The organism is Acidithiobacillus sp. AC3, assembly GCF_050261095.1.
GTDB classification, from domain to species: domain Bacteria; phylum Pseudomonadota; class Gammaproteobacteria; order Acidithiobacillales; family Acidithiobacillaceae; genus Igneacidithiobacillus; species Igneacidithiobacillus copahuensis.
This window is the reverse complement of sequence record NZ_CP189838.1, coordinates 948,277-968,701: the sequence shown is the minus strand read 5'-3', so window position 1 is coordinate 968,701 and position 20,425 is coordinate 948,277. Positions and strand designations below refer to the sequence as shown.

The window sequence follows — 20,425 nt, the reverse complement described above, 5'->3', positions numbered from 1 at the left end:
ATTTATTCGCCGATGCTGTTCTGATACGCCGCGACGTCGAGGAGCTGCGCAAAGTCCTTTTCGTCAGCCTGAATCTCAAAGATCCAGCCTTTGTCATAGGGGTCTTCATTCAACCATTGGGGGTTATCTGTCAGCTCCGCATTGCTGGCCACCACCTCGCCAGACAGGGGACTGTACAGATCAGAGGCGGCCTTGACCGATTCGATCACCCCACAGGCGGCTTCGGCCTGCACCGCCTGCCCCGTCTGCGGCAATTCCACAAAGACGACATCGCCCAAGAGCTCCTGGGCATGATCGGTGATGCCGACGCGATACCGTCCCGGGGTGAGTTGGGCGACCCATTCGTGGGTGGGACTGTAGCGAAGCTGCGCGGGAACCTGACTCATTGCGGTAGACTCTCCTCTGCGGGATAAACGGCCTGGCCATGACGCCAGAAGGGGGGTTCGACGATGCGGGCCGGCACCTGGCGCTGCCGCACCTGCAAAAATACTGCGCTGTCTGGGCCGACATCGGCCCGTAGTCGCGCGAGGGCAATGCCCAAGCCCAGACTGGGGGCGAAGGAGCCGCTGGTGACCGTACCAATGGTTTCGCCGGCGGCGCTCAGCAGCTCGTAGCCGTGGCGTGGAATGGCGTCGCGCGGCAAGAGCAGGCCCCAGAGACGTTGTGCGGGTCCTTGTCTGCGCTCGGATTCGATAGCCGAGCGGCCGATGAAGTCTCTTTTGGGATCGCGCAGGTCCACCGTCCAGCCGAGATGGCTGCGATCCGGGCTATCGGCCGTCGTCATGTCTTGACCATAGAGGTTCAAGCCGGCCTCCAGACGCAGACTGTCGCGTGCCGCCAAACCGGAAGGTACTACCCCCCGCGCCAGCAAGGCATCGGCAATTGCTGCCAGGTGCCCGTGGGGAGCGAGAATCTCGATGCCATCCTCGCCCGTATAGCCGGTACGAGCGAGGAAGAGATCGGCCCGCGGCGCGACGGAACGGAAAGGCTTCAGCGGCGCAAGCTCGGGCAAGGCCAATGCCTCTGCAGCCCAGGCAATAGCCTTGGGTCCCTGACAGGCAAGGATGCCCCAGTCGTCGCGGGGCAGAAACTCGACGCCGCCGCCCTCCTCTTCGGCCAAACCCTGCAGATAGGAGGCATCGGCGCGCGCCCCGGCGGCATTGAGAACGATGCGATAGCGGTCCTCCCCCAGAAAATAGACGATCAGATCATCCAGGATGCCGCCATCTTCCTGCAACATGCAGGTGTAGAGGGCACGACCGGGCTCGGCGTCGAGACGCGCGACGTCGTTGGCCAGGGCGCGACGAAGCAGAGAGCGAGCGGCCGGTCCCTGCAGGTCGAGAGGACGCATGTGCGAGACATCGAAGAGCCCCGCGGCCTGCCGCACGGCCTCGTGCTCGCGCAACTGCGAGCCATAGTGCAGCGGCATCTCCCAACCGGCAAAGGGAGACATCCGCGCCCCATGCGCCAGATGCCAGGAATGCAGCGCCGTGCGCTGCAGGGTTTCACTCATGGCTGCCTCCCGCGCGCCTGCTGTGCCATTTCCACGAGCAGCCGACGCCAGTCCTGCGGCCCCTGAGCCCTTTGCGGGAAAGACAGACGCAGGCGTTGGCTGCCCGCCTGCAGGTCTCCGCCCTCGGCATCGAGGGCCAGCAGACGCACGGGCTCTGCCGCTTCTGCGCCGCCGAAGTGGCGCCAATAGTCGCGCAGATTTTCGCGGTGATCGGTATTCATGTGTGCCACCGCACCGGCCTCCGCCAACTCCAGCTCGCGCAGGTCGTCGGCAAGACGGATATCCTCCTCTTGCCAACCCATGCTGCCGAAACCGGCAATCCAGCGAATACGCTGGATATCGAGACGGTAAAAATGAAAATCCGGCATGTCCCGATAGCCATCCGCACCCGGTAACAGACAGAGCAGGCGCCCTTCCAGAGCGGGATCAGGATGCACGCGATGAATCTCTCCCTGCACCGCCATCCGCGGCAGCTCCATGAGATCATCGCCGGGCTCCCAAACCAGGAAGGAGGCACGCGGATCTTTATGCAGATATTGCTGATGCACCGCCAGGTTGGAAAACAGGAAATGCGGGCTACCGTAGTGATCGCAGGCGTAGTGCACCACTGCCGTATACGGACTGCCATCCGGCGCCAGGACGGCAATGGCGCCTTGGTAGTGACTGCGCAGAAAATTCCGTAACGACTGGCTGCCGGCGTCCATCTTCAATCGCGAAAGTTGTTGAATTGCAGAGGAATCCCAAAATCTTCGGCGCGCAATGCGGCAATGGCGGCCTGCAGGTCATCGCGGCTCTTGCCGCTGACCCGCAGCTGATCGCCCTGCATGCTGGCCTGCACCTTGTAGCGGCCATCCTTCAGCAGCTTCCCCATTTTCTTGCCCAGTTCGGCATTGATGCCCGCCTTCAGGGTACAGACCTGACGCTGCATACCGCCAGCAGCATCGCTCACCTTGCCGATTTCCAGGGCCTTGAGGTCGACCCCACGCTTGACCAGACGCTGGGAGAGCAGATCGAGCATCTGCCCCAGCTTGTATTCGTCTTCTGCCAGCAGGATCAGCTCCTGCTCCTTGCGCTCGATGCTCGCCTTGCTGCCCTTGAAGTCGTAGCGATTGCCGATTTCCTTGCTGGTGGTGTGCAAGGCATTGTCCACTTCCTGCAGATCGATTTCGGAAACCACATCAAAACTGGGCAAGATCAACACTCCTCTAAGACATCGGGATGGACATGGCCGTGCTGCGTCCCTGCCCGACAACCGGGGCAGTCAGTGACCCAGCGCGCGCCGGCCGGGGTAATCTCCTTTTTCCAGAAGGGCGCCGAGGTCTTGAGCACGTCGATGAGATAGCGACAGGCATCAAAGGCGGCGGCACGGTGCAGGGACCAGACGGCGACCAGAACGATGGGGTCCTGCGGCGTCAGACGCCCATAGCGATGGATGATGAGACTGTCGAGGATGTCATAGCGCCGCTGCGCCTCCTGCGCCACCCGCTCCAGTTCGCGCTCGGTCATGCCGGGATAATGTTCGATTTCCATCGCCAGGATGTCGGCGGCATCGCTGTAGTCGCGGACGGTACCCAGAAAGCTCACCACCGCGCCCGCCGTCGGCTGGGCATGAGCTTCCAGCTCAGCGCCCAGATCGAAGGCCTCCTGCTGCACCCGTACCGTCATCTCAGCCCCCGGTAACCGGAGGGAAGAAGGCGATTTCATCGCCATCCGCCACCGACTCGGTGAAAGGCACATGCACCTGATTGCGGGCCGCGAGCAGATGCTGTCCGGCCAGAGATACGCCGGCAATGCCTTCCACCTGCGCCAGAACCTCAGCGACGGTGCTGCCAGCCTGCAGTTCCAGATCGATGCTGGCCTGCCCCAAGCGCTCGCGCACGCTGGCAAAAAACTTGACGGAAATCATCTCGGCGAGCACCCTTTGCAATCCATCTGATGATGGTAGACGTTGGCCCTTGGCCTTGCAAGACGGACCCTCGCATGCTCCTTGCCTATCTTCTTTTTCTCGCGGAAAGCGCCACCGTCGTCGTGGCGAGCCTCCTCTTCCTTTCCTGGTCGCCCTTCGGGCGCAAGCGCGACAAGGGCGCCACCCTGCAGATCACCGATCTCGGGCAACGCTACGAGGAGCGGGCTAGCCAACTCCTCCGCCAGCGCCTGCCCAAAAAAGAGGCCAAGGCCGTCCTCAAGCGACGCAAAAAGGCCCGCCAGGAGCGTGCCAAGCAAGAGACGCAAGGCTGCCTCTATGTGCTCGATTTCAAGGGCGATCTCCGCGCCTCGGCGGTGGAGAACCTGCGTCAGGAGATTGACGTGATCCTCGCCGCCCGACAGGAGGGTGATCGCGTTTGCGTGCGTCTGGAAAGCGGTGGTGGAATGGTGAATACCTATGGTCTGGCGGCCGCGCAACTGCTGCGCCTGCGCGAGGCCGGACTGGAGCTGAATATACTGGTCGACACCGTCGCTGCCAGTGGCGGCTACATGATGGCCGTCGTTGCCCAGCGCATCATTGCCAGCCCTTTTGCTCTGGTCGGCTCGATTGGCGTCATCGCGCAGGTGCCCAATTTTCATCGCTGGCTCAAGGAACACAACGTCGATTTTGAGCAGTTCACCGCCGGCAAGTACAAACGCACCATCACCCTCTTTGGTGAGAACACCGAGGAAGGTCGGGAAAAGCTACGCGAGGAACTCGGCGAGATTCACGAGCAGTTTCGGGAACTCATCGGTCGCTATCGCCCGCAACTCGACCTGGAGAAAGTTGCCACCGGCGAGGCCTGGCTGGGGGAACGGGCGCTGGAACTGGGGCTGGTCGATGAGCTGGTCACCAGCGATGCCTGGATCCAGCGCGCAGCGGAAACGCAGAAAGTGCTGCTCCTCGGTTTTGCGGCGCGCCCCAGTCTGGCGCAACGGCTGGGTCTGAAGGCGCAGCAGATCTGGGACGGCATCTGGACGCCGCCCCTACCCTGAGCGGCTGCGCCAGAGGGCAAAGGCAAAAACCAGCCAGGACAGAATCATTGCCATGCCGCCGATAGGGGCCAGAAAGGCCCAGCTCTGACCAACCAGGGAGACCAGATAGAGGCCACCACTGAAGAACAATACTCCAAACAGGAGCAGGATTCCTGCCCAGGTCCAGCTCGCTCGCGGTCCCCATTGCGCTATGGACAGGCCCAACAGGATCAGGCCAATCCCCTGGAAAAGCTGGAAGCGATTGGCAATGTCATAAATCCGTAAAGCGTGCTGGCTGACATCGCCCGCCACCAAATGGTCGCCCGCCGCCGCCAGAACCACTGCGAGAGAACAGAGCACTGCTCCAAGGGCCGCCCACCTTGCGCCATACTTTTGTTTCCGCTCCTTTTGCTGCATTCGATGTCTCCTAATCCGCGCATAAACAGGCGCAATAATACCGCGCTCAGCGACCCATGCTATTCTAACGGCATAGATCAACCGTAGAGGAGCGTCATCCATGCCTCATCGTATCGTCATTCTGGGCGGCTCTGGCTTCGTCGGTCGGCACCTGGCCGAGCGACTGTGCCAACAGGGGCATCAAGTTCGCGTACTGACCCGCAATCGCGAGCGTCACCGCGAAGATCTTCTGGTCTTGCCCGGGCTGGAGTTGGTGCAAGCGAATGTGCACGAGCCGGTGGAACTCGAGCGCCAGCTGCAGGATCGCGACGTCGCCATCAACCTGGTGGGCATACTCCATGAGCGCCGGCCGGGACGCAACGATCTGCCCCCGGAGCGCCATGGTGACTTTGAAAAAAACCATATCGAGCTACCGCGGCTGCTCGCCAACACCTGCGCCCGCCTGGGCGTGCAAAGGCTCTTGCACATGAGCGCGCTGGGCGCCAATCCCGTGGGGCCGAGCGCCTACTTGCGCTCGAAAGGGATCGGCGAGGAGATCGTGCGTCAGGCCGGGGAAAACAGCGCCGCGCTGGGGCATTTCACCTACCTCAACGGCCCGAAACTGGTCTGGGGGCGCGGACTGCACGTTACCAGTTTCCGGCCTTCGGTGATCTTTGGCGACGGAGACAGCTTTTTCAATCAGTTTGCCAAGCTGCTGCGCTCCGTTCCATTGTTCATCCCCCTCGCCAAAGCCAAGGCAAAACTGCAGCCGGTCTGGGTCGAGGATGTGGTCAGCGCCTTCGTCCAGGCCATCGATGACCCAAAAACCTTTGGCAAATCTTTTGATCTCTGTGGTCCGAAGGTCTACACCCTGGCGGAGATCCTGCGCTACACCCAAAGCCTCATTGGCAAACACCAGGCCATCGTTCCCCTGTGTGATCTGCTCGCCACGCTGCAGGCCAGCATCTTCGAAAAATTGCCGGGCAAGATCATCACCCGCGACAATCTCCTCTCCCTGTCCGTGGATAACGTCTGTCAGCACAACGACCTGCTACATGCCTTTGGCATCGAAGCAACGGCATTGGAGAGCGTGGTACCGGAGTACATTGGCGGGGGACGCGCGGCCCAATTTTCCGCCGCCCGGCAACGGCGCCCCGGGCAGGGCAAGAGCGCCTGACAGTTGCCTGCTCAGTGGGTGCTGGGCAGGGGTAACTCGCGCAGCAGGCGCTCGCGGGTTACCGCGTCCAGTTCCAGCAGTACCGCATCCAGGCCCGCACGGGCACGGGCATCGCCCTGCACGGCTGCCAGACGGAACAGCTCATAGGCATACTCCAGGCTGCGTTCGACGCCCTGGCCCTGATAAAAAAGTAAACCCAGGTTGAACTGTGCCGGGGCATCCCCTTGATCGGCGGCGGCACCATACCAGCGCGCCGCCTCGAGAAGATCCTGGGGAACTCCTTGGCCATTGGCATACCGCACGCCCATGTTGAACTGGGCAACGGGGTCACCCTCCTGCGCCATTTTGCGCAACGCCTCCAGCTCGTCGCGCAAACCCGCCATTGCCATCAAATCAACATGGTTATCTGCCATGGCAGTAAAGATACTAGAGCAATCCCCAGGCCGCCAGTTTTTCCGGTTCGTGCTGCGACCAAACAGCGCGGTGCAGGGTCAACATCGCTTGCCGGTCACTGAGCAGGATATTACGTTCCCGCCGACTCAGCTCTGCGGGGCCTAGGGTGAGCGCCTTGTTGCACAATGCAGCGGTGATTCCCCAAAGTCCGGCACGGTCTCGCTGCAAGGCGGCATGGACGGCGTTGAAACGCGGATCCACAACCGTGGCGATGAAGGCATCACCCTCCACCTGCGGCAGAAAATCCACATACTCCGAGCCGAGTTCACGCAATTCTCGCGGTGCCTGGATCTCCTCGGGAATCAGAAACAAGCGGCGACGTCGCGCCCACAAGCCCCAGGAGCTGCGGCTGGTGAAGACCGCGAGCGGCACCGAGAGGGCCAGCCCCAGAAAAATCGGCAACAGCCAGGCAAAGTGCCAGAATCCCAGAAACGGCTGGGCAGCAAACAGAAAAGAGACGCCAATCAAACTGAGTGCGCCGAATTGACGCACGGCGACCCGCCAAGGGGTTTCCTGGTCACCACGCACCTGCGCGCCCCACTTCACTCCCCGTCCGGTCAGGGTCTGTACGACGAAGATACTGTGGAAGACCATGCGCACCGGAGCCAGAACGATGGCAAAGATACTTTCGAGGATCACGCCCAGCAGCATAGCGCCGGTTCCACCGAAATACTTTGCCTGGCGTGACCAATGCAACCAGAGCACCGCGAGCAGCTTGGGACCCAGCAGAAAAGTCAGGGTGACGGCAAAAAGCCAGACTGGCAACGGATTATCCATACCGTAGTGAAACAGGCTCATGGAGTCGCTGGAGCCTCCGTGGGCCCAGTAAATCAGACCGGAAATCGCCCCCAGTATGAGAAAAATGCCCCATAATGGTGCTGCCAGAAAGGACATGGCGCCATTGATGAAGAGGAAGCGATGGGCCGAGCGCAGGCGATTCGCGGCCAGCAGGCGTAGATGCTGCATATTGCCCTGCGCCCAGCGGCGATCACGCTTCAGATCGTCGATCAACGTGGGCGGGGACTCCTCCCAACTGCCGCCCAGCTCCGGCAGAAACCAGACTTCCCATCCCGCGCGTGCCATCAGGGCCGCCTCGACAAAATCGTGGCTGAGCAACTGGCCACCGAGGGGTGCACGACCGGGAAGAATGGGCAAGGCACAATGTCGCGTAAACGGTGCCACCCGGATCATGGCGTTGTGACCAATGAAGTGACCGTCGCCGAGCTGCCAGAAACGCAGTCCCGCACTGAACAGCGGACCATAGAGCCGTTGGGAAAACTGCTGGATGCGGGCATAGAGAGTCGATCGGTTGACCGAGACGGGCTGGGTCTGCAGGATACCCACCTGCGGGTTCCCCTCCATGATCTCCAGCATCCTGTAAAGGGTATCGCCGGCCATCACGCTGTCGGCGTCGAGCACGACCATATATTCGTATTGCTTACCCCAGCGCCGACAAAAATCAGCGACATTGCCACTCTTGGCGTGGTTGTTGACCGGCCGGCGCCGGTAATGAATGCGGCCGAAGGCGTTGAGCTCTTCGCAGAGACTCGCCCAGGCCAACTCCTCGTTGACCCAGGACTGGGGATCACGGCTGTCACTGAGCAGGAAAAAGGAAAAATGCTCGAGCTTGCCGGTTCGCTGCACAGAACGATAGCAGGCCTGCAGACCAGCGATCGTGCGCGTCGGATCTTCGTTGTAGATCGGCATGATGACAGCTACCCGTGCATCTGGGCGCGGGGAACGACGCAGCTCCTCGGGATCGTGGGCGATGCTGCGCGTACGCCCCTGCAGCAGAACGAAGAAGCCGACCAGGGCGGTCCAGAACCCTGCCGAGATCCATGCGAAGAGCAGCACAAAGATGGCAATGGTCAAAATCTCCAGCCACAGAGGCTGCGAGAGTGCCAGCTCATGTTGCAACAGCACTCCCAACGCCACTGCCGGAATCGCGATCAGGGCCGTCAACCAGCGCCTTCTGCTCTGACTCAGGGCCTCCCAGGCACGTGTCGGATGGCGGTTCATCGCACATTTCCGAAAAACGGCACCAAACGGCGACTGCGATTCCAGAATTCGCGTAGAGACTGTGTCTGGCGCTGCAGAAAAGCAGAGACAGAGCGCTGCATCGGTACAGAAGCCATTTTGCTGCGTTGCGGCTGCATCTGATGCCCACGCAGCCAACGGCTGGGCTGCTCGATTTCCGCTGGCAACACCGGACGCAGGCTCAGCGCTAGACGCGCTTCCCATTCGTCGCCGCGATGCAAGGTGGCGATACGATTCTGCAAGGCGGCAAAGGCACGCGCGCTACGTACCGCCGGATCGTCCACGGTCAACTGCCGCAACTGCAGGGCGAGTTCGGCTTGGAGCCACAAGCGTTGCGCATCGTCGAAAGGCAAGCGCGACAAATAGGTCTCCATACGTGACAAAAGAACGACGTCTTCGGCGGTCATCGGATCTGTTGCCTGAGGCAAAGGAAGATCCGCAGCGGAACCTGATTGCCAGTGATCAACATACATGTCAGTGACCTCCTTTGGCGGGTTGTAAGAGAAAGGTCCAGGTGTCGGTCATCACCTGACCGTCGAGAGTTAAATACGCACGCAAATTGCTCGGCGTCTGGCCCGCTGTCTTGACGTCGGCGAGCAGGCGCCAGAAGTGACCATTGCTGGAATACTCAAGCTTCTGGGCGCGGACCTGGGCACCGTCAGCAGCACTGAAATGTGCCTGCACTGGCATGCTCCCCGGAAGACGGGTGAGCGCACCACCAGAAAAATCGATGACCACATGCTGCCACTCCGGCTCTTTCACGTCATAGCCGAGGTAGGTAGCCGTAGGGTGCGCCAACGGAATCAGGCCATGCTGGCTGTTGAAAAAGCGCAACTGATAGGCGTAATGGTAGGCAGTGCCGGGTTGTGGTTGGGTCGCCGGCACCCAGAAAACGTCGATATTGTCCATATCTGGATTGTTGGTGGGCAACTCCACCAGACGCACCTGACCTTTGCCCCAATCCCCCACGGGGCTCACCCAGACACTCGGGCGCCGCTGATACTGGGTATCGATGCCCTGGTACGCAGCAAAGTCGCGCGGCTGCTGAAGGAGGCCGAAGCCCTGGGGTTGCTGCATGTCGTAACTGGTAGTCTGAATCTGCAGCGGGTTATCGAGAGGGCGGCTGATCCATTCGCCGTTGCCGTTGGCCATGACCAGCTCGCTGGAGTCGTGCTGCGCAGGGTGCCAGTCGCCGGCACGAACTCCGCGTCCGTGGCCATGCCAGAACATGCTGGTGAGAGGTGCCAATTCCAAAACCTGCACCGGCTTGCGCAGGTAGATGGTCGCCTCGACGTCCACTACGCAGTCGGTTCCCGGATGGATCACGAAACGGTACGCACCCGTAACCACCGAACTGTCCATCAGGGCGTATACCGTCATTTGCGTCGCTCCGGGAGCGGGCTTCTCCAGCCAGATATGGCGGAAATAGGGGAAGATTTCTCCCGAGGGCTGCGCGGTGTCAATGCCAATGCCGCGCGCTGAGGTACCATAGATGGCGTCTTTCCCGACCGCACGAAAATAGGTGGCACCAAGAAAGGAGATGAATTCGTTGTAATTGGGTGGGGTATTCAGCGGATAGAGCAGACGGAATCCGGCGTAGCCCAGATCACTGGGCAGATCTTGCGGATGCAGGTTCCCAAAGCTGAAATCCTGCAACTGGAAAGGAATCGGACTTATGCTGCCATCGGCTACCACGGAGATCTTTTCTGGGCGCGGGAAATAGGATCCAGGCACGTAGAACTGCACCTGGAACGGACTGTCGCTATCCGACCAATAGGGATGGATGTCCTGGATCTGCGCGTACTGCGCAGGGTCGAGATCTTTCAGAAATGCCGGCAACTTTGGCGGCGTCGCATCATAGGCCTCATGCGCGAGACTGCGCGCCCGCGCTTCGACTTGGGCAAAGCCGAAGTCGCTGGCTTGCGCAAACGCAGTGCCAGAGACAATAAGCGCCAGACCCATGAGCACCTGGCGCGAAACTAGAAAGCAGGAGAAATGATTCATGGGCAGAACAAAAGCAAAGGGCGTGCCAAACTGTATCTTCTTGTTTTTAGGCCATTCTTTTGCAGTGCACCGAAGGAACCGTCGCCGCATCCCGACAAGATCCCTGCAGCAGCATCAAAAATCGTGAATTTCTCCGCAGATGATCGCGGAATTTTAGAACATCAGCGAACTACAGGATTCCAAGACAATAAATCAATGAGTTATGTTCAGATTACGACCCAATCACCTGTCGCCTTTCAGCGACAGGAATCCGCAGCCTTTACCGTAACGTTGCCTCATAGCCTTCTTCTGCCAGAGCCGCCTGCAGGTCGGCAAGCGCGACTTCTCCCCGCACCGTCGCCGAATCCGGCAGACTCACTTCCACCTGTTCCACTCCGGGCACCGATTGCAGCGCCTGGGTCGCCGCACGCACACAATGCTCACAGGTCATTCCGGTAATCTTCAACTGCATTTCTGCCACTTTTCACCTCCATGTAAAGAAACTTGGTTTGGATAGAGTACTCATTATACCTTGCTACAAAGTCAACTCTTTCATTGTCCCGCAAGAGAGTAGATCTCGCCAGCCAGAATCCCCAACAGGATCAGGATTCCCAGAGTCAGGGCGCTACGCAGCGGAAAGAACCAGGTGGGCCAGGAGATAGCGCGGCGCTGCAAGCGGTAATCAGCCAACCACTGGGCGACAAAGCCCAGCATCAGCAACAGCGTCGCCAGTAGAGGCGTCCACCACAATGCGAAAAAGCCCCAAAGCGCCGGAATAACACTCCAAAGGAGCAAGGGCCCGGCCTCATCGGGGTTTTGCGTTCGATCCAGGGCAAGGCCCCAGTGTATGGCACCGAGAAAGCTGAGGATGATAGCGGCGTAGATATTTCCAAGACTTACGGCAATGATGCCGTATCCCTGCACTGCGGCAATATCGGCGACAATGAGGGGGATCAATCCCGTCCCACCGAGGATCTGGGCCAGGCGCATACTGCTTTTTTGCTCATTCATGTGCTTCTCCACTAAACATTTGTTGCCTGCGAAGCAGGGGATGCGCGATCATCTCGCGCAGGAGTTCCTGGCCACCCACCAGAGCAAGGCTCAAGCGTGAGCGCGCCCGCGTAACTGCGGTATACAATAATTCCCGATGGAGAAAATCCCGGTCTTCCGCTGCCGCCAGGAAGGCACAATGACGATATTCGGAGCCCTGGGATTTGTGTACCGTCAAGGCAAAAACCGTTTCCACGTCGCGCAGGCGCAGGGGTGAAAACCAGCGAATCTCAGCGTTGGCGCCAGCAAAGGCGACCTGCATTTGCGTTTGACCATCCGCCAACTTGAGGGGCAGGGTGATACCAATCTCGCCGTTCATCAATTGTAGACCATACACATTGCGCGTGATGATTACCGGCCGACCGGCGAACCACTCTCTATGACTTGGCACAACACCCTGGCGCTGCAGGAGCTGGGTCACCTGCCGATTCATGGCGCCGACCCCCCAGGGGCCATCGCGCCGGGCACAAAGCAGCTGAAACTCGGAAAATGCCCGCAGACATTGCCGCGCGAGTTCTTCGGGCGGCAAACGCCGACGCAATCCAGTCTGCAGCTGGCGAAAAAAATGCAGGTAACCGCGCGCATCTACCTGCTCTTCCCCCCATCCATGCAAGAGAAGGGCATCGAATTCCTGCGGGTTCGTGGGCAGGAAGAGGCGGAGATCGGATTCCGGCTCGTCCAGCAAAGCGGCAATCTGCGTGTCCTGCCCGCAGCGAATCTGTTCGGCCAGCCGGCCAATGCCACTATGGGACGCGAAGCGATAGCTGTGACGCAGCAAGGCTACGGATTGCTCGCGGGCACTACCCGCCTTCTCCGGCACGGGCAAGTCACAGGCACAGGTAGCGGTAATCCAGCGCCGTGTGTCCTCGCCATAACGCGCCCATTCCGCGTTGGCGCAGAGCTCCGCGAGGACTGCCCCGGCCTCCACCGAAGCGAGCTGATCCCTGTCCCCCAGCAGGATCAGGCGGGACGATGGCGGCAGGGCATCAAGAATCCGCGCCATCAATTCCTGGCTGAGCATCGACGTCTCATCGATGACCAGCAGATCGACGGCGAGCGGTTGACCGCGATGATAACGGACTCGGCCATCGGCGCGCAGACCCAGGAGACGATGGACGGTTTCCACCGCCCGCGGGATCGCGGCGATGACTTCCGGCGGCGCCAGATCCTGCGCCTCGCCGTCCAGGGATTGGACCAGGCTTTGACTGAGGCGCGCGGCGGCCTTGCCGGTGGGTGCCGCCAGACGAATACGCAGCGGTCCCTGGGACTGCGGCAAGGCACCTTGCAGGGCAAGTCCCTGCAGCAGCAACAGAAGACGCAGCACTGTCGTGGTTTTTCCGGTACCCGGGCTGCCGCTGATGACCCCCAGTCGATGCCGCAACATCAAGGCACAGGCGATGCGCTGCCAGTCTGGCTGTAGCGAACGCGATGGGAATAGCCGATCTAGCTGGGCGGCAACCAAATCCGCTGGTGGCAGTGGCAGGGCTGCGAGTCGGGCGCGGACACCTTCGACGATGCGCTGCTCGTCCTGCCAGAAACGTCGCAAGTACAGCCTTCCGTCGCTCAGGACCAGGGGCGTCGTTCCCTCCCCCGTCGCCACCAGCAACGGGGCTTGGTGCAACCAGGCCTGCCACTCGGCGAAGCGCGGCCACCAGTTCTGGAGAAAGGGATTTTCGCCAGGGGCGTCGGCAAGGAGATCGAGATGTACCTGACCCTGCGCTGCCTCGTAACTGCACCGGGCGGCCGCCAGCAGCAGCGCAGGCGGCGCGGAGGGATCCAGGCTGCGCAAAAACAGGGCGAATTGTGCATCCCAGGGGCGCAGGCAAGCTTGCTCAACCGCCTCGCAGAGGAGGCGGCGTAGTGCATCACGCTCCCGCTTCCCGCAGTCCAGCGCAGGGATTTTCATGGTCTAACCTCGCTTGCCCGGAAAATCGGCTCCAGGGCGGGATAAAATCCCGGCTCCGGCTGCAGCAAGATACTCGCACTTCCTCCCTCCGCTATTCCACGCAAAAAGAGTGCCAGAGCCCCTGCCGGCTCATCCTCCCATCCCCGGCTGCGCAGCAGGCGCCGCAAGGCAACCAGATAGAGCCCCAGCTGCAGATCATAGCGTTGCGCGAGCAGGGCATCGCGCAGCGCCTGCTGATGATAGGCAGCAGGCCCCAGACCCAGAAAATTTGACTTATAATCAATAAGGTAATAGCGATCTTTCCAGAAAAAGACGAGATCGATGAACCCCTTGAACATCCCCCCAAGGCGGCGGCTGTCCAGGGCCGGACGCGGCACATCGGGAAGGAGATGGGCATTGACGATGCGGTCGATCTGCTGGCTCTCGATGTTCTGCACTGGCAGCCAGAACTCCATCTCTGCCTGGTACTCCTGCAGATCCTGCAAACGCACCGTTTCCCCTTCTGCCAGGGCGAGCGGCAGGGCAAGAGTTTGCAATAACCAGTCCTGCAGTTCGGCGGCGTGCCGGGACCAGGATTGCCCCTGGCCACGACGCAGGATCTCCTCGTGCAGAATCTGCGGACTCCGGGAAATGGCAGCGAAGCCCTGCTCCGCCATCCAGCGCAGAAGATCATGCAGCAGGATACCCGTCGCGGCTCCCGGCAGGAAAAGCAGATGCGTGGACGGCTCTATCGATTCCTCCATCTGCTCCTCTTCCCATAACTCGGCAAGCCGTTCCAGGGGCTGATGATGGCCACGCTGCAAGGCCGAATAGCTGGCAATCCACCAGTCGTTTTCCTGCGCTCTGGCAATACGCGGGCGCAAGGCGGGCGCCTGCACAAGCGGCGGCGACAGGATGGCAGGGGCATCCTGCAGAGCAATCGGGGATATGCCAATCTCTGGGACATTGGCGAAGAGTTCCGCTACTTGCTCGGGCGAGCCTTTCCCGTCCTCTGCCCCATACAGAAGCAGATGCGCCAGGGCCGATGGTTGGTGGTCGGCGCAGCGGCCAATCCCCACCCAGACGGCAAATTGGGCACGCGTCAGGGCTACATAGAGTTTGCGAATATCCTCCTGCAGTCGCTCCCGCTCGGCGCGTTCCTGTTCTGCAGCATCTGCCGGTCGCAAGATGCGCTGCCCCTGTTCTTCGCTGATCTGCAGGCATTTGCCGGAATTGCTCCAGGCGTTGAGCAGGAAGGGTAAAAAAACGATGGGATACTGCAGCCCCTTGGACTTGTGGATGGTGATCACCCGCACCAGATCTGCATCGCTTTCCAGCCTTAGCAGCGTTTCTTCATCGCGGCCTGCCTGCCTCTGGCGCTGCTCCGCCAGAAACCGGAGCACGGCGTGCTCGCCCTGCAATTCTTGCGCGGCATGCTGCAAGAGCTCGGCGAGGTGCAGGAAATTGGTCAAACGCCGCTCTCCATCCGCCGTGGCTCCGCGCAAGAGCCGCGCCGGCAAGGAAAAATCCTGAGAGAGCCGCAGCAGCATGGGGAGCACTCCGCGCTCCCGCCAGATCTCGGCATAATGCCGAAATTGCAGCAGGCGCTCTTCGCGCAGGCGATCATCGTGCTGCAAGGCAGCAAGTTCTGACCAATCGAGACCGAGGAGCGAGGTAGCCAGAGCGGTGCCCACTGCCTGCTCATCGTCGTATGCCAGACAAGCCGTAAGCAATCGTTCCAGATCTGTGGCTTCCGGACTTTCGTATACCGACTGTTGCTCAGAGAGATAGACGCTGGCTACCCCGCGCTGGCGCAAAGCCGCACGCAGCACGTCTGCCTCCGTGCGACTATTGACGAGCACGGCAAGATCAGCGGGCTCCAACGCCCGCGCGCCTGACAAGGAACGAAACCCCGCCTGCCCGCTGCGCCCGGCCAACAACAGGGCGACAATCCGTTCGGCACAGGCAACGGCCATACAATCGGTATATTCGCCCTTTTTCCCTGCCGCGTCCTCCGCCAGAACGGCAAATTGCAGAGCGGGAGTCTCTTCTTCCGTCCAAAAAAACTCCTCCTGCTGCCCCGCAGCTTCTACGGGCAGATAGGGGACTGGATTTTCCTCTCCCTGACGCAGACCGAATACGCCCTGCGGGTGTCGCTCTTCCAGGGTCAGAAAGAAGGTATTCAGGGCCGTTACTAGCTGCTCGCTGGAGCGATAATTGCAGCCGAGACGATAAATTTCCGCGCCGCAGTCCTGCTGAGCGCGCAGATAGGTTTGCAGATCGCCGCCGCGAAAGCGGTAGATGGACTGCTTGGGATCACCAATGAGCAGGAGCCCGCCCTCTGCTTCCGCGCTCCCGTAAATGCTATCCAGAATGGCATATTGGTAGGGATCGGTATCCTGAAATTCGTCTACCAGGGCCCAAGGATATTGCTTGCCCAAATGCTCGGCGAGAACCTTTCCGACCTCCCCTTGCAGGGCATTGCGTAACCGCCGCAGGATCCCCTGAAAGTCGATCTGTCCCTGCTCCTGCAATTGCTGCTTGCGCTCATCCAGCCACCCCAAGGCATGGGTAAGCAGCGCCGCCCGGGTCTCTTCGCGCTGTCTTTCCAGGGTATCCTTGTAGGTGTGCAGCTCTTCGATCAGCAGCAGCGCCGGATGGCAAAGCTGCGCGTTGTCGCGAGCGACTTCCTGCATCCCCGCCAGACTCAGGCGCTGCCACGCCGAATTCGTCAGAGAGGGAGCAGCCAGATCCTGCTCTGCCGTCCAAGATCGTAGAATAGCGAGCCAGTTGCGATAATACCGGGACTGGAACTTCTTTCCGTCAACCTGCTTGCTGGCACTCAACTCGTCCAGCCAATTCTCCAGGGGGTCCAGTTGCTCCGCCAAGCGCTCGCGCAAGGATGCCAACTCGCTTGTGGCATTTTCCCAAAGGCGATGCAGCAGGACCGCGGGTTCCTCTCCGGGGACAAAGCCTTCGCTTTTATCGAGGTATTCCTGCAGCACGCCAAGGAGTTTCTCGGGATCGAGGAGCTCCTTCCCGCAACGCCGTAGTTCCTGCATCTCGGGGTAGGGCAAGGGATGCAGAAAGAGGCGCAGATAATCCTGCAGCAGTTCGCCAAGTCGCGTCTGAGCGTCGGTCAACACCTGCAGCGCAAAATCATTGCCCATGGCAAAGGCGTACTCTTGCAGAACCCGTTGTGCCCAGGCATGGATGGTGTAAATGGCTGCCTGGTCCATCCCTTCCGCGGCGCCATCGAGAAGGCGGGCCAGGCTCGGCCAGGCTTCTTGCGGATAACTCTCCCGTAACTCCTGCAGGAATGCGTCGGCGTTGTCGCTCTGCCCGGCAAAGAATCCTGCGGCCTCGTGCAGGCGGCGGCGAATGCGGGCGCGTAATTCGAGGGTGGCGGCATTGGTGAAAGTCATCACCAGAATCTCTTCCGGCAGGAAGGGACGGGCACAGGCATGGCCCAGCACCAGGCGCAGGTAGAGGGCGGCAATGGTGTAGGTCTTGCCGGTGCCGGCGCTGGCCTCGATCAGGCGTCGTCCAGCATGCAACGGAAAGGAGAGAGGATCGAGGAGGTCGCCGCCGCTCACGCCTTGCCGTCTCCCTGCTTGCGTAGCTCCGCGCCACGTTCCACGGCATCTTGCAGAGGCCGGAGAAACCGCCGGCAAAGCTCTGTCAGTTCCGCGGCGTCGTCTGCCAGCGGCGGCTGGGGCCAGACCCGTCGCACCTCTTCGTCCTTTTGCACGAGATCTGCATGTTGCCGGCGAACGAATTGGAGATCGATCGGCCCCTCCGCGTCCCCTTGCCAAGCTGCGGCCAGCAGGGGCAGCAGCAAGGGCAGCGGTCGCCGCCGCGCCTCCAGCGCGAGCTCGACGAGCTCCGCGAGATGCGCGCGCGCCCAGGCGGGCTCCATCGGCGCAAGAAGAATATCGCTATTGTCCCTGGCCAGGAGATGGGTGCTGACGGCCCAGCCATCGGTATGCAACGCTAAATGCTCGATCCAGTGCGGCCAGACTTTTGCCCATTCGATATTCTTGCCCCTGCCGATCTTGCTGGCCGACCAACGCAGCAGGGCATGCGCACCTTCGGCACTGCGACGCAGACCGCCAATCTCTCCTACCAGCTCCGTACCGGCGTGCTGCAGGCACAGACCCTGGGGTGGAAGCGCGTCTGCATACTGTGCCGCAAGTGCGAGATAGCGCTGCAGAGACTGTTCCAGGTCGTGTGCCAATTCTTCACCAAGCAAGCGGCCAACGGCTCCGGCAGGCAGGTCACCACGCCGCGACTGGCGCAACAACTGGCGCTGGAGGACCGCCATGGCGCCACCGGCATCCACTTCCTCCTGCTGCACCGCCGCGATCAGCTCGCTGCGGATTTGCCATTGCTGCAGGGAATCCAGGGCGAAGGGCTCACAGTCCTCGGCGATTTGTTCATCGCTGTCGCGCAGACGGACACCCAGCCCCTGCTGCAAGAAATACCGCGCGGGTCTTTTTCCCAACTCCTGCAGTTCGCGTAGGGTCAGATAGCGCCGTTCCGCGACCGGTAAGACCGTTTCTGGCGCTGGCACGGAGTCAGACTCCCACCATTCCCGCGCAAAGGTGAAGTACGAGGTATTTTCGCCGAGATACTGCTGACTGAAGGCCTGCAGGGGATAGCTGGTCGTCAGTGCCGCCAGCAGGTCTTTGCCATGCAACTCCTCACCACTTTGTTCCGCCCGCCAGACCCGTGCCAGGTGGTCACGCAGCTGCGCCACCAGAACGGAGGGCGGCTCCTCGCTATCGTCGCGCGGGCTGCGTCCCGACCAGAAGATCTGCAGTGCGTCGCGGGCGGACAGCAAGGCTTCGAGAAAGAGATAGCGATCATCTTCCCGCCGCGAGCGGTCGCCCGGGCGATAATCACCACGCAAGAGGTCGAATGCCGCCGGTATTTGCCGCCGCGGGTAGTCTTTCTCGTTCATCCCCAGCAGGTAGATCCGGCGGAAAGGGATGGCACGCATGGGCATCAGGGTGGCAAAGGTGAGACCACCGGAAAAGAAGGCGGAGCCGCGCGTTGCCTTGACAGCGATGGCGGCACGCCAGGCCTCGCCAACAATTTCAAGGGAGAGCGGCACCGTAAGGTCCGCTCCCGCGCAGTCTTCGACCCATGCCTGCAGAGCCCCTTGCGCCAGCAACAGTTCTTGCTCTTCCTCTCCTTGTGCTGCAAAAAAAACGGCCAGCAGTTCCTCCAGTTTGCCCTGCCAGATTTTCGGCGTGGCGGGGGTCTGCAGGCGCGTCTGCCACTGGGAAATGCTTGCCAACAACTCGATGAAAGGAGCGAGACGCGCTGCCGCATCCACCGGCAGATAACTGGGTTCCAGCTCAGCGCAGGCCTCGCCATGGGCCACAGCATAGCCAAGCAGGAGACGCTGGAGCGCAAACCACCAGGTGTGCGCTCCCTGCCCTTCCCGCCCCAGGCCCAGATTTTGCCGCTGGATATCGTCCAGCCCCCAACGGGCACCGGCGGTCTGCAGCCAGGAGCGCAGGAGGGGAACATCTTCGACGTCGATGCCAAAGCGCCGACGCAGGGCGGCGACCTCGAGCAGGTCCCAGAGCATGCTGGCGGGCAGTCGCGACTGCGGCAACCCAAGCAGCAGGTCCAAGGCGTGGAGGAGCGAGTTTTGCTGTACGGCTGGGGCATCGACAATGTGGTAGGGCAAATGCCGCGGGTCCGAGCCCAGATAGCGGCCAAAGACCGCATCGATGCGCGCCGCATAGGTATCCAGCTCCGGTACCATGATCAGGATGTCACGGGGACGCAGGCTGGCGTCCAGGCGCAGGGCTTCGAGAATCTGATCCTGCAGGACCTCGAGTTCTCGTAAGGGACCATGTGCCACATGAAAACGCAGGGAATCGTCGTGGGTGAGATCGATGGGCGGCCACAGCTTGCGACTTTCCGATGCCGGGCGCAGGAAAAGGATGTCATCCTGCAACTGCTGCAGGAGGGTGCGCGTTGCGCCGGGCCGGAACAGTTCGATACGTTCGTCCATCACCTGCAACTGCAGCTCGCTGGCGGTCATTTCCAAGGCGGCAAGATAGTCTCGACCGGTCTTGCCCCAGGCAGCCAGGAGCGGATGTCCATGTTCGATCGCGGCGTTGGCGTCCGCCACCTGGCGCGCACGCTTGCGGCCGCGCGCTTCTCGGCGCAGCAGATCATGCCCGGTAACGATGTCCCCCCAATAATAGGAACACGGATCAAGCACCAAGATCAGTACCGGCAAATGCTCCGCCAGTGCGGCCAGGGCAAAGAGGGTCTGCTGTGGCAGGGAAGAGATGCCGAAGACGACAAGACGCTGCGGCAATTCCGGCCAGGTTTCTGACTCCGCCAAACGATGGACGAATCGTTGGTGAATCTGGCCGCGCGATTCTCCGGGGCTTGCAGCTGCCTGCAGATCGGCGAGCAGAGCGCGCCAGAGTTGCGCCTGCCAGCGCTGCTGAGCAGGCAGAGGACGCGCCCGACCATCAGGACCGGGCAAGCTGTCGCGGCCAGCCTCCCAGGCCACCAGCCAGTCGGCGCGATAGACCTGGTACTGATCGTAGAGATCCGCCACCCGTTCGGCCAACTGAAAGCGCCTTCGCCCTTCCGGATCCCTCTGCAAATAGCGATGCAGCGGTGCATACACGGGATCGTGCAGCTCTGCCAACAGGCGAAAAAGTCGCCAACGCAGCCGCTCCTTGTCGAACGGCGAAGCGTCTGGAACTGCATCGCGTCCCAGCACGGCGCGGTAGGCTCGCCACAGAAACTGCGCTGGCAACAGGAAATCCAGACCCGCGGCAATCCCCTCGGCGGCAAAGCCCAACTTCAGCCACTCCGCCACCCCATTACTTTGCACCAGGATCGTCTCGCGGCTGAGGGGCGACAGGGGATGCTGGCTACACCATTGCACCAACAAGTCACGCAGATCCTCCGCGCGCTGACTATGGACGAGGGTGAGCTGAGGCGCTGCCAT

At 61.2% G+C, this 20,425-nt stretch carries 18 protein-coding genes; 2 read left to right on the top strand and 16 right to left on the bottom strand.

The window, feature by feature from the left end; translation table 11 throughout:
- Window positions 1-2: 2 nt before the first annotated feature.
- The 6 genes from gcvH to ACQAYK_RS04965 are packed head-to-tail and all read right to left on the bottom strand — an operon-like array spanning window position 3 to window position 3,419.
- A complete protein-coding gene (gcvH, locus tag ACQAYK_RS04990; RefSeq protein ID WP_215871915.1) occupies window positions 3-386 on the bottom strand; it encodes a glycine cleavage system protein GcvH in 384 nt (127 codons plus the stop codon).
- A complete protein-coding gene (gcvT, locus tag ACQAYK_RS04985; RefSeq protein ID WP_215871916.1) occupies window positions 383-1,513 on the bottom strand; it encodes a glycine cleavage system aminomethyltransferase GcvT in 1,131 nt (376 codons plus the stop codon). The genes gcvH and gcvT overlap by 4 nt, the downstream gene beginning before the upstream one ends.
- Window positions 1,510-2,217: a HugZ family pyridoxamine 5'-phosphate oxidase gene (locus tag ACQAYK_RS04980; RefSeq protein ID WP_215871917.1), complete on the bottom strand. Its 708-nt coding sequence runs from the start codon at window positions 2,215-2,217 to the stop codon at window positions 1,510-1,512. The genes gcvT and ACQAYK_RS04980 overlap by 4 nt, the downstream gene beginning before the upstream one ends.
- A gap of 2 nt (window positions 2,218-2,219) precedes the next feature.
- Complete coding sequence (locus tag ACQAYK_RS04975) at window positions 2,220-2,705, bottom strand: YajQ family cyclic di-GMP-binding protein (RefSeq protein WP_215871918.1); 486 nt, start codon at window positions 2,703-2,705, stop codon at window positions 2,220-2,222.
- A gap of 2 nt (window positions 2,706-2,707) precedes the next feature.
- On the bottom strand, window positions 2,708-3,178 hold the full coding sequence (locus ACQAYK_RS04970) for a molybdenum cofactor biosynthesis protein MoaE (protein WP_215871919.1): 471 nt from the start codon (window positions 3,176-3,178) through the stop codon (window positions 2,708-2,710).
- A 1-nt stretch (window position 3,179) separates the two neighbouring features.
- Window positions 3,180-3,419 (bottom strand): MoaD/ThiS family protein, encoded by a 240-nt coding sequence (locus tag ACQAYK_RS04965; protein WP_215871920.1) that lies wholly within the window; start codon window positions 3,417-3,419, stop codon window positions 3,180-3,182.
- A gap of 74 nt (window positions 3,420-3,493) precedes the next feature.
- Between ACQAYK_RS04965 and sohB the strand changes: the two genes are divergently transcribed.
- Window positions 3,494-4,474 (top strand): protease SohB, encoded by a 981-nt coding sequence (gene sohB / locus ACQAYK_RS04960; protein ID WP_215871921.1) that lies wholly within the window; start codon window positions 3,494-3,496, stop codon window positions 4,472-4,474.
- Here the strand turns inward: sohB and ACQAYK_RS04955 are convergent.
- Complete coding sequence (locus ACQAYK_RS04955) at window positions 4,466-4,870, bottom strand: DUF423 domain-containing protein (protein ID WP_215871922.1); 405 nt, start codon at window positions 4,868-4,870, stop codon at window positions 4,466-4,468. The two genes, sohB and ACQAYK_RS04955, sit on opposite strands and share 9 nt — an antisense overlap.
- A gap of 100 nt (window positions 4,871-4,970) precedes the next feature.
- Between ACQAYK_RS04955 and ACQAYK_RS04950 the strand changes: the two genes are divergently transcribed.
- Window positions 4,971-6,026: a complex I NDUFA9 subunit family protein gene (locus tag ACQAYK_RS04950; protein ID WP_255790190.1), complete on the top strand. Its 1,056-nt coding sequence runs from the start codon at window positions 4,971-4,973 to the stop codon at window positions 6,024-6,026.
- 11 nt (window positions 6,027-6,037) lie between these two features.
- On the opposite strand, the gene ACQAYK_RS04945 is transcribed toward ACQAYK_RS04950, so the two are convergent.
- From ACQAYK_RS04945 to recC, 9 genes are all read right to left on the bottom strand, one after another.
- Window positions 6,038-6,409, bottom strand: a complete 372-nt coding sequence (locus tag ACQAYK_RS04945; RefSeq protein ID WP_480082263.1) for a tetratricopeptide repeat protein — start codon at window positions 6,407-6,409, stop codon at window positions 6,038-6,040.
- Between the two features lie 43 nt (window positions 6,410-6,452).
- Window positions 6,453-8,498 carry a glucans biosynthesis glucosyltransferase MdoH gene (mdoH, locus tag ACQAYK_RS04940; protein WP_255790188.1) on the bottom strand — a complete coding sequence of 682 codons (2,046 nt, stop codon included), beginning with the start codon at window positions 8,496-8,498 and terminating at the stop codon, window positions 6,453-6,455.
- Entirely contained in the window at window positions 8,495-8,989 is a 495-nt protein-coding gene (locus tag ACQAYK_RS04935; RefSeq protein WP_255790187.1) for a hypothetical protein, read from the bottom strand. The genes mdoH and ACQAYK_RS04935 overlap by 4 nt, the downstream gene beginning before the upstream one ends.
- 1 nt (window position 8,990) lies before the next feature.
- Complete coding sequence (locus ACQAYK_RS04930; RefSeq protein WP_255790186.1) at window positions 8,991-10,478, bottom strand: OpgD/OpgG family glucan biosynthesis protein; 1,488 nt, start codon at window positions 10,476-10,478, stop codon at window positions 8,991-8,993.
- A gap of 301 nt (window positions 10,479-10,779) precedes the next feature.
- Window positions 10,780-10,971 (bottom strand): CopZ family metallochaperone, encoded by a 192-nt coding sequence (locus ACQAYK_RS04925; protein WP_480082326.1) that lies wholly within the window; start codon window positions 10,969-10,971, stop codon window positions 10,780-10,782.
- Window positions 10,972-11,051: 80 nt separating this feature from the next.
- Complete coding sequence (locus tag ACQAYK_RS04920) at window positions 11,052-11,510, bottom strand: DUF3429 domain-containing protein (protein WP_255790184.1); 459 nt, start codon at window positions 11,508-11,510, stop codon at window positions 11,052-11,054.
- The gene (recD, locus tag ACQAYK_RS04915; protein WP_255790183.1) at window positions 11,503-13,455 is read right to left on the bottom strand and encodes an exodeoxyribonuclease V subunit alpha; all 1,953 of its coding nucleotides are present in this window, start codon (window positions 13,453-13,455) and stop codon (window positions 11,503-11,505) included. The genes ACQAYK_RS04920 and recD overlap by 8 nt, the downstream gene beginning before the upstream one ends.
- Entirely contained in the window at window positions 13,452-17,030 is a 3,579-nt protein-coding gene (gene recB, locus ACQAYK_RS04910) for an exodeoxyribonuclease V subunit beta (protein WP_483168003.1), read from the bottom strand. Before recB ends, recD begins: the two co-directional genes overlap by 4 nt.
- The gene (gene recC, locus ACQAYK_RS04905; protein WP_255790181.1) at window positions 17,027-20,425 is read right to left on the bottom strand and encodes an exodeoxyribonuclease V subunit gamma; all 3,399 of its coding nucleotides are present in this window, start codon (window positions 20,423-20,425) and stop codon (window positions 17,027-17,029) included. The genes recB and recC overlap by 4 nt, the downstream gene beginning before the upstream one ends.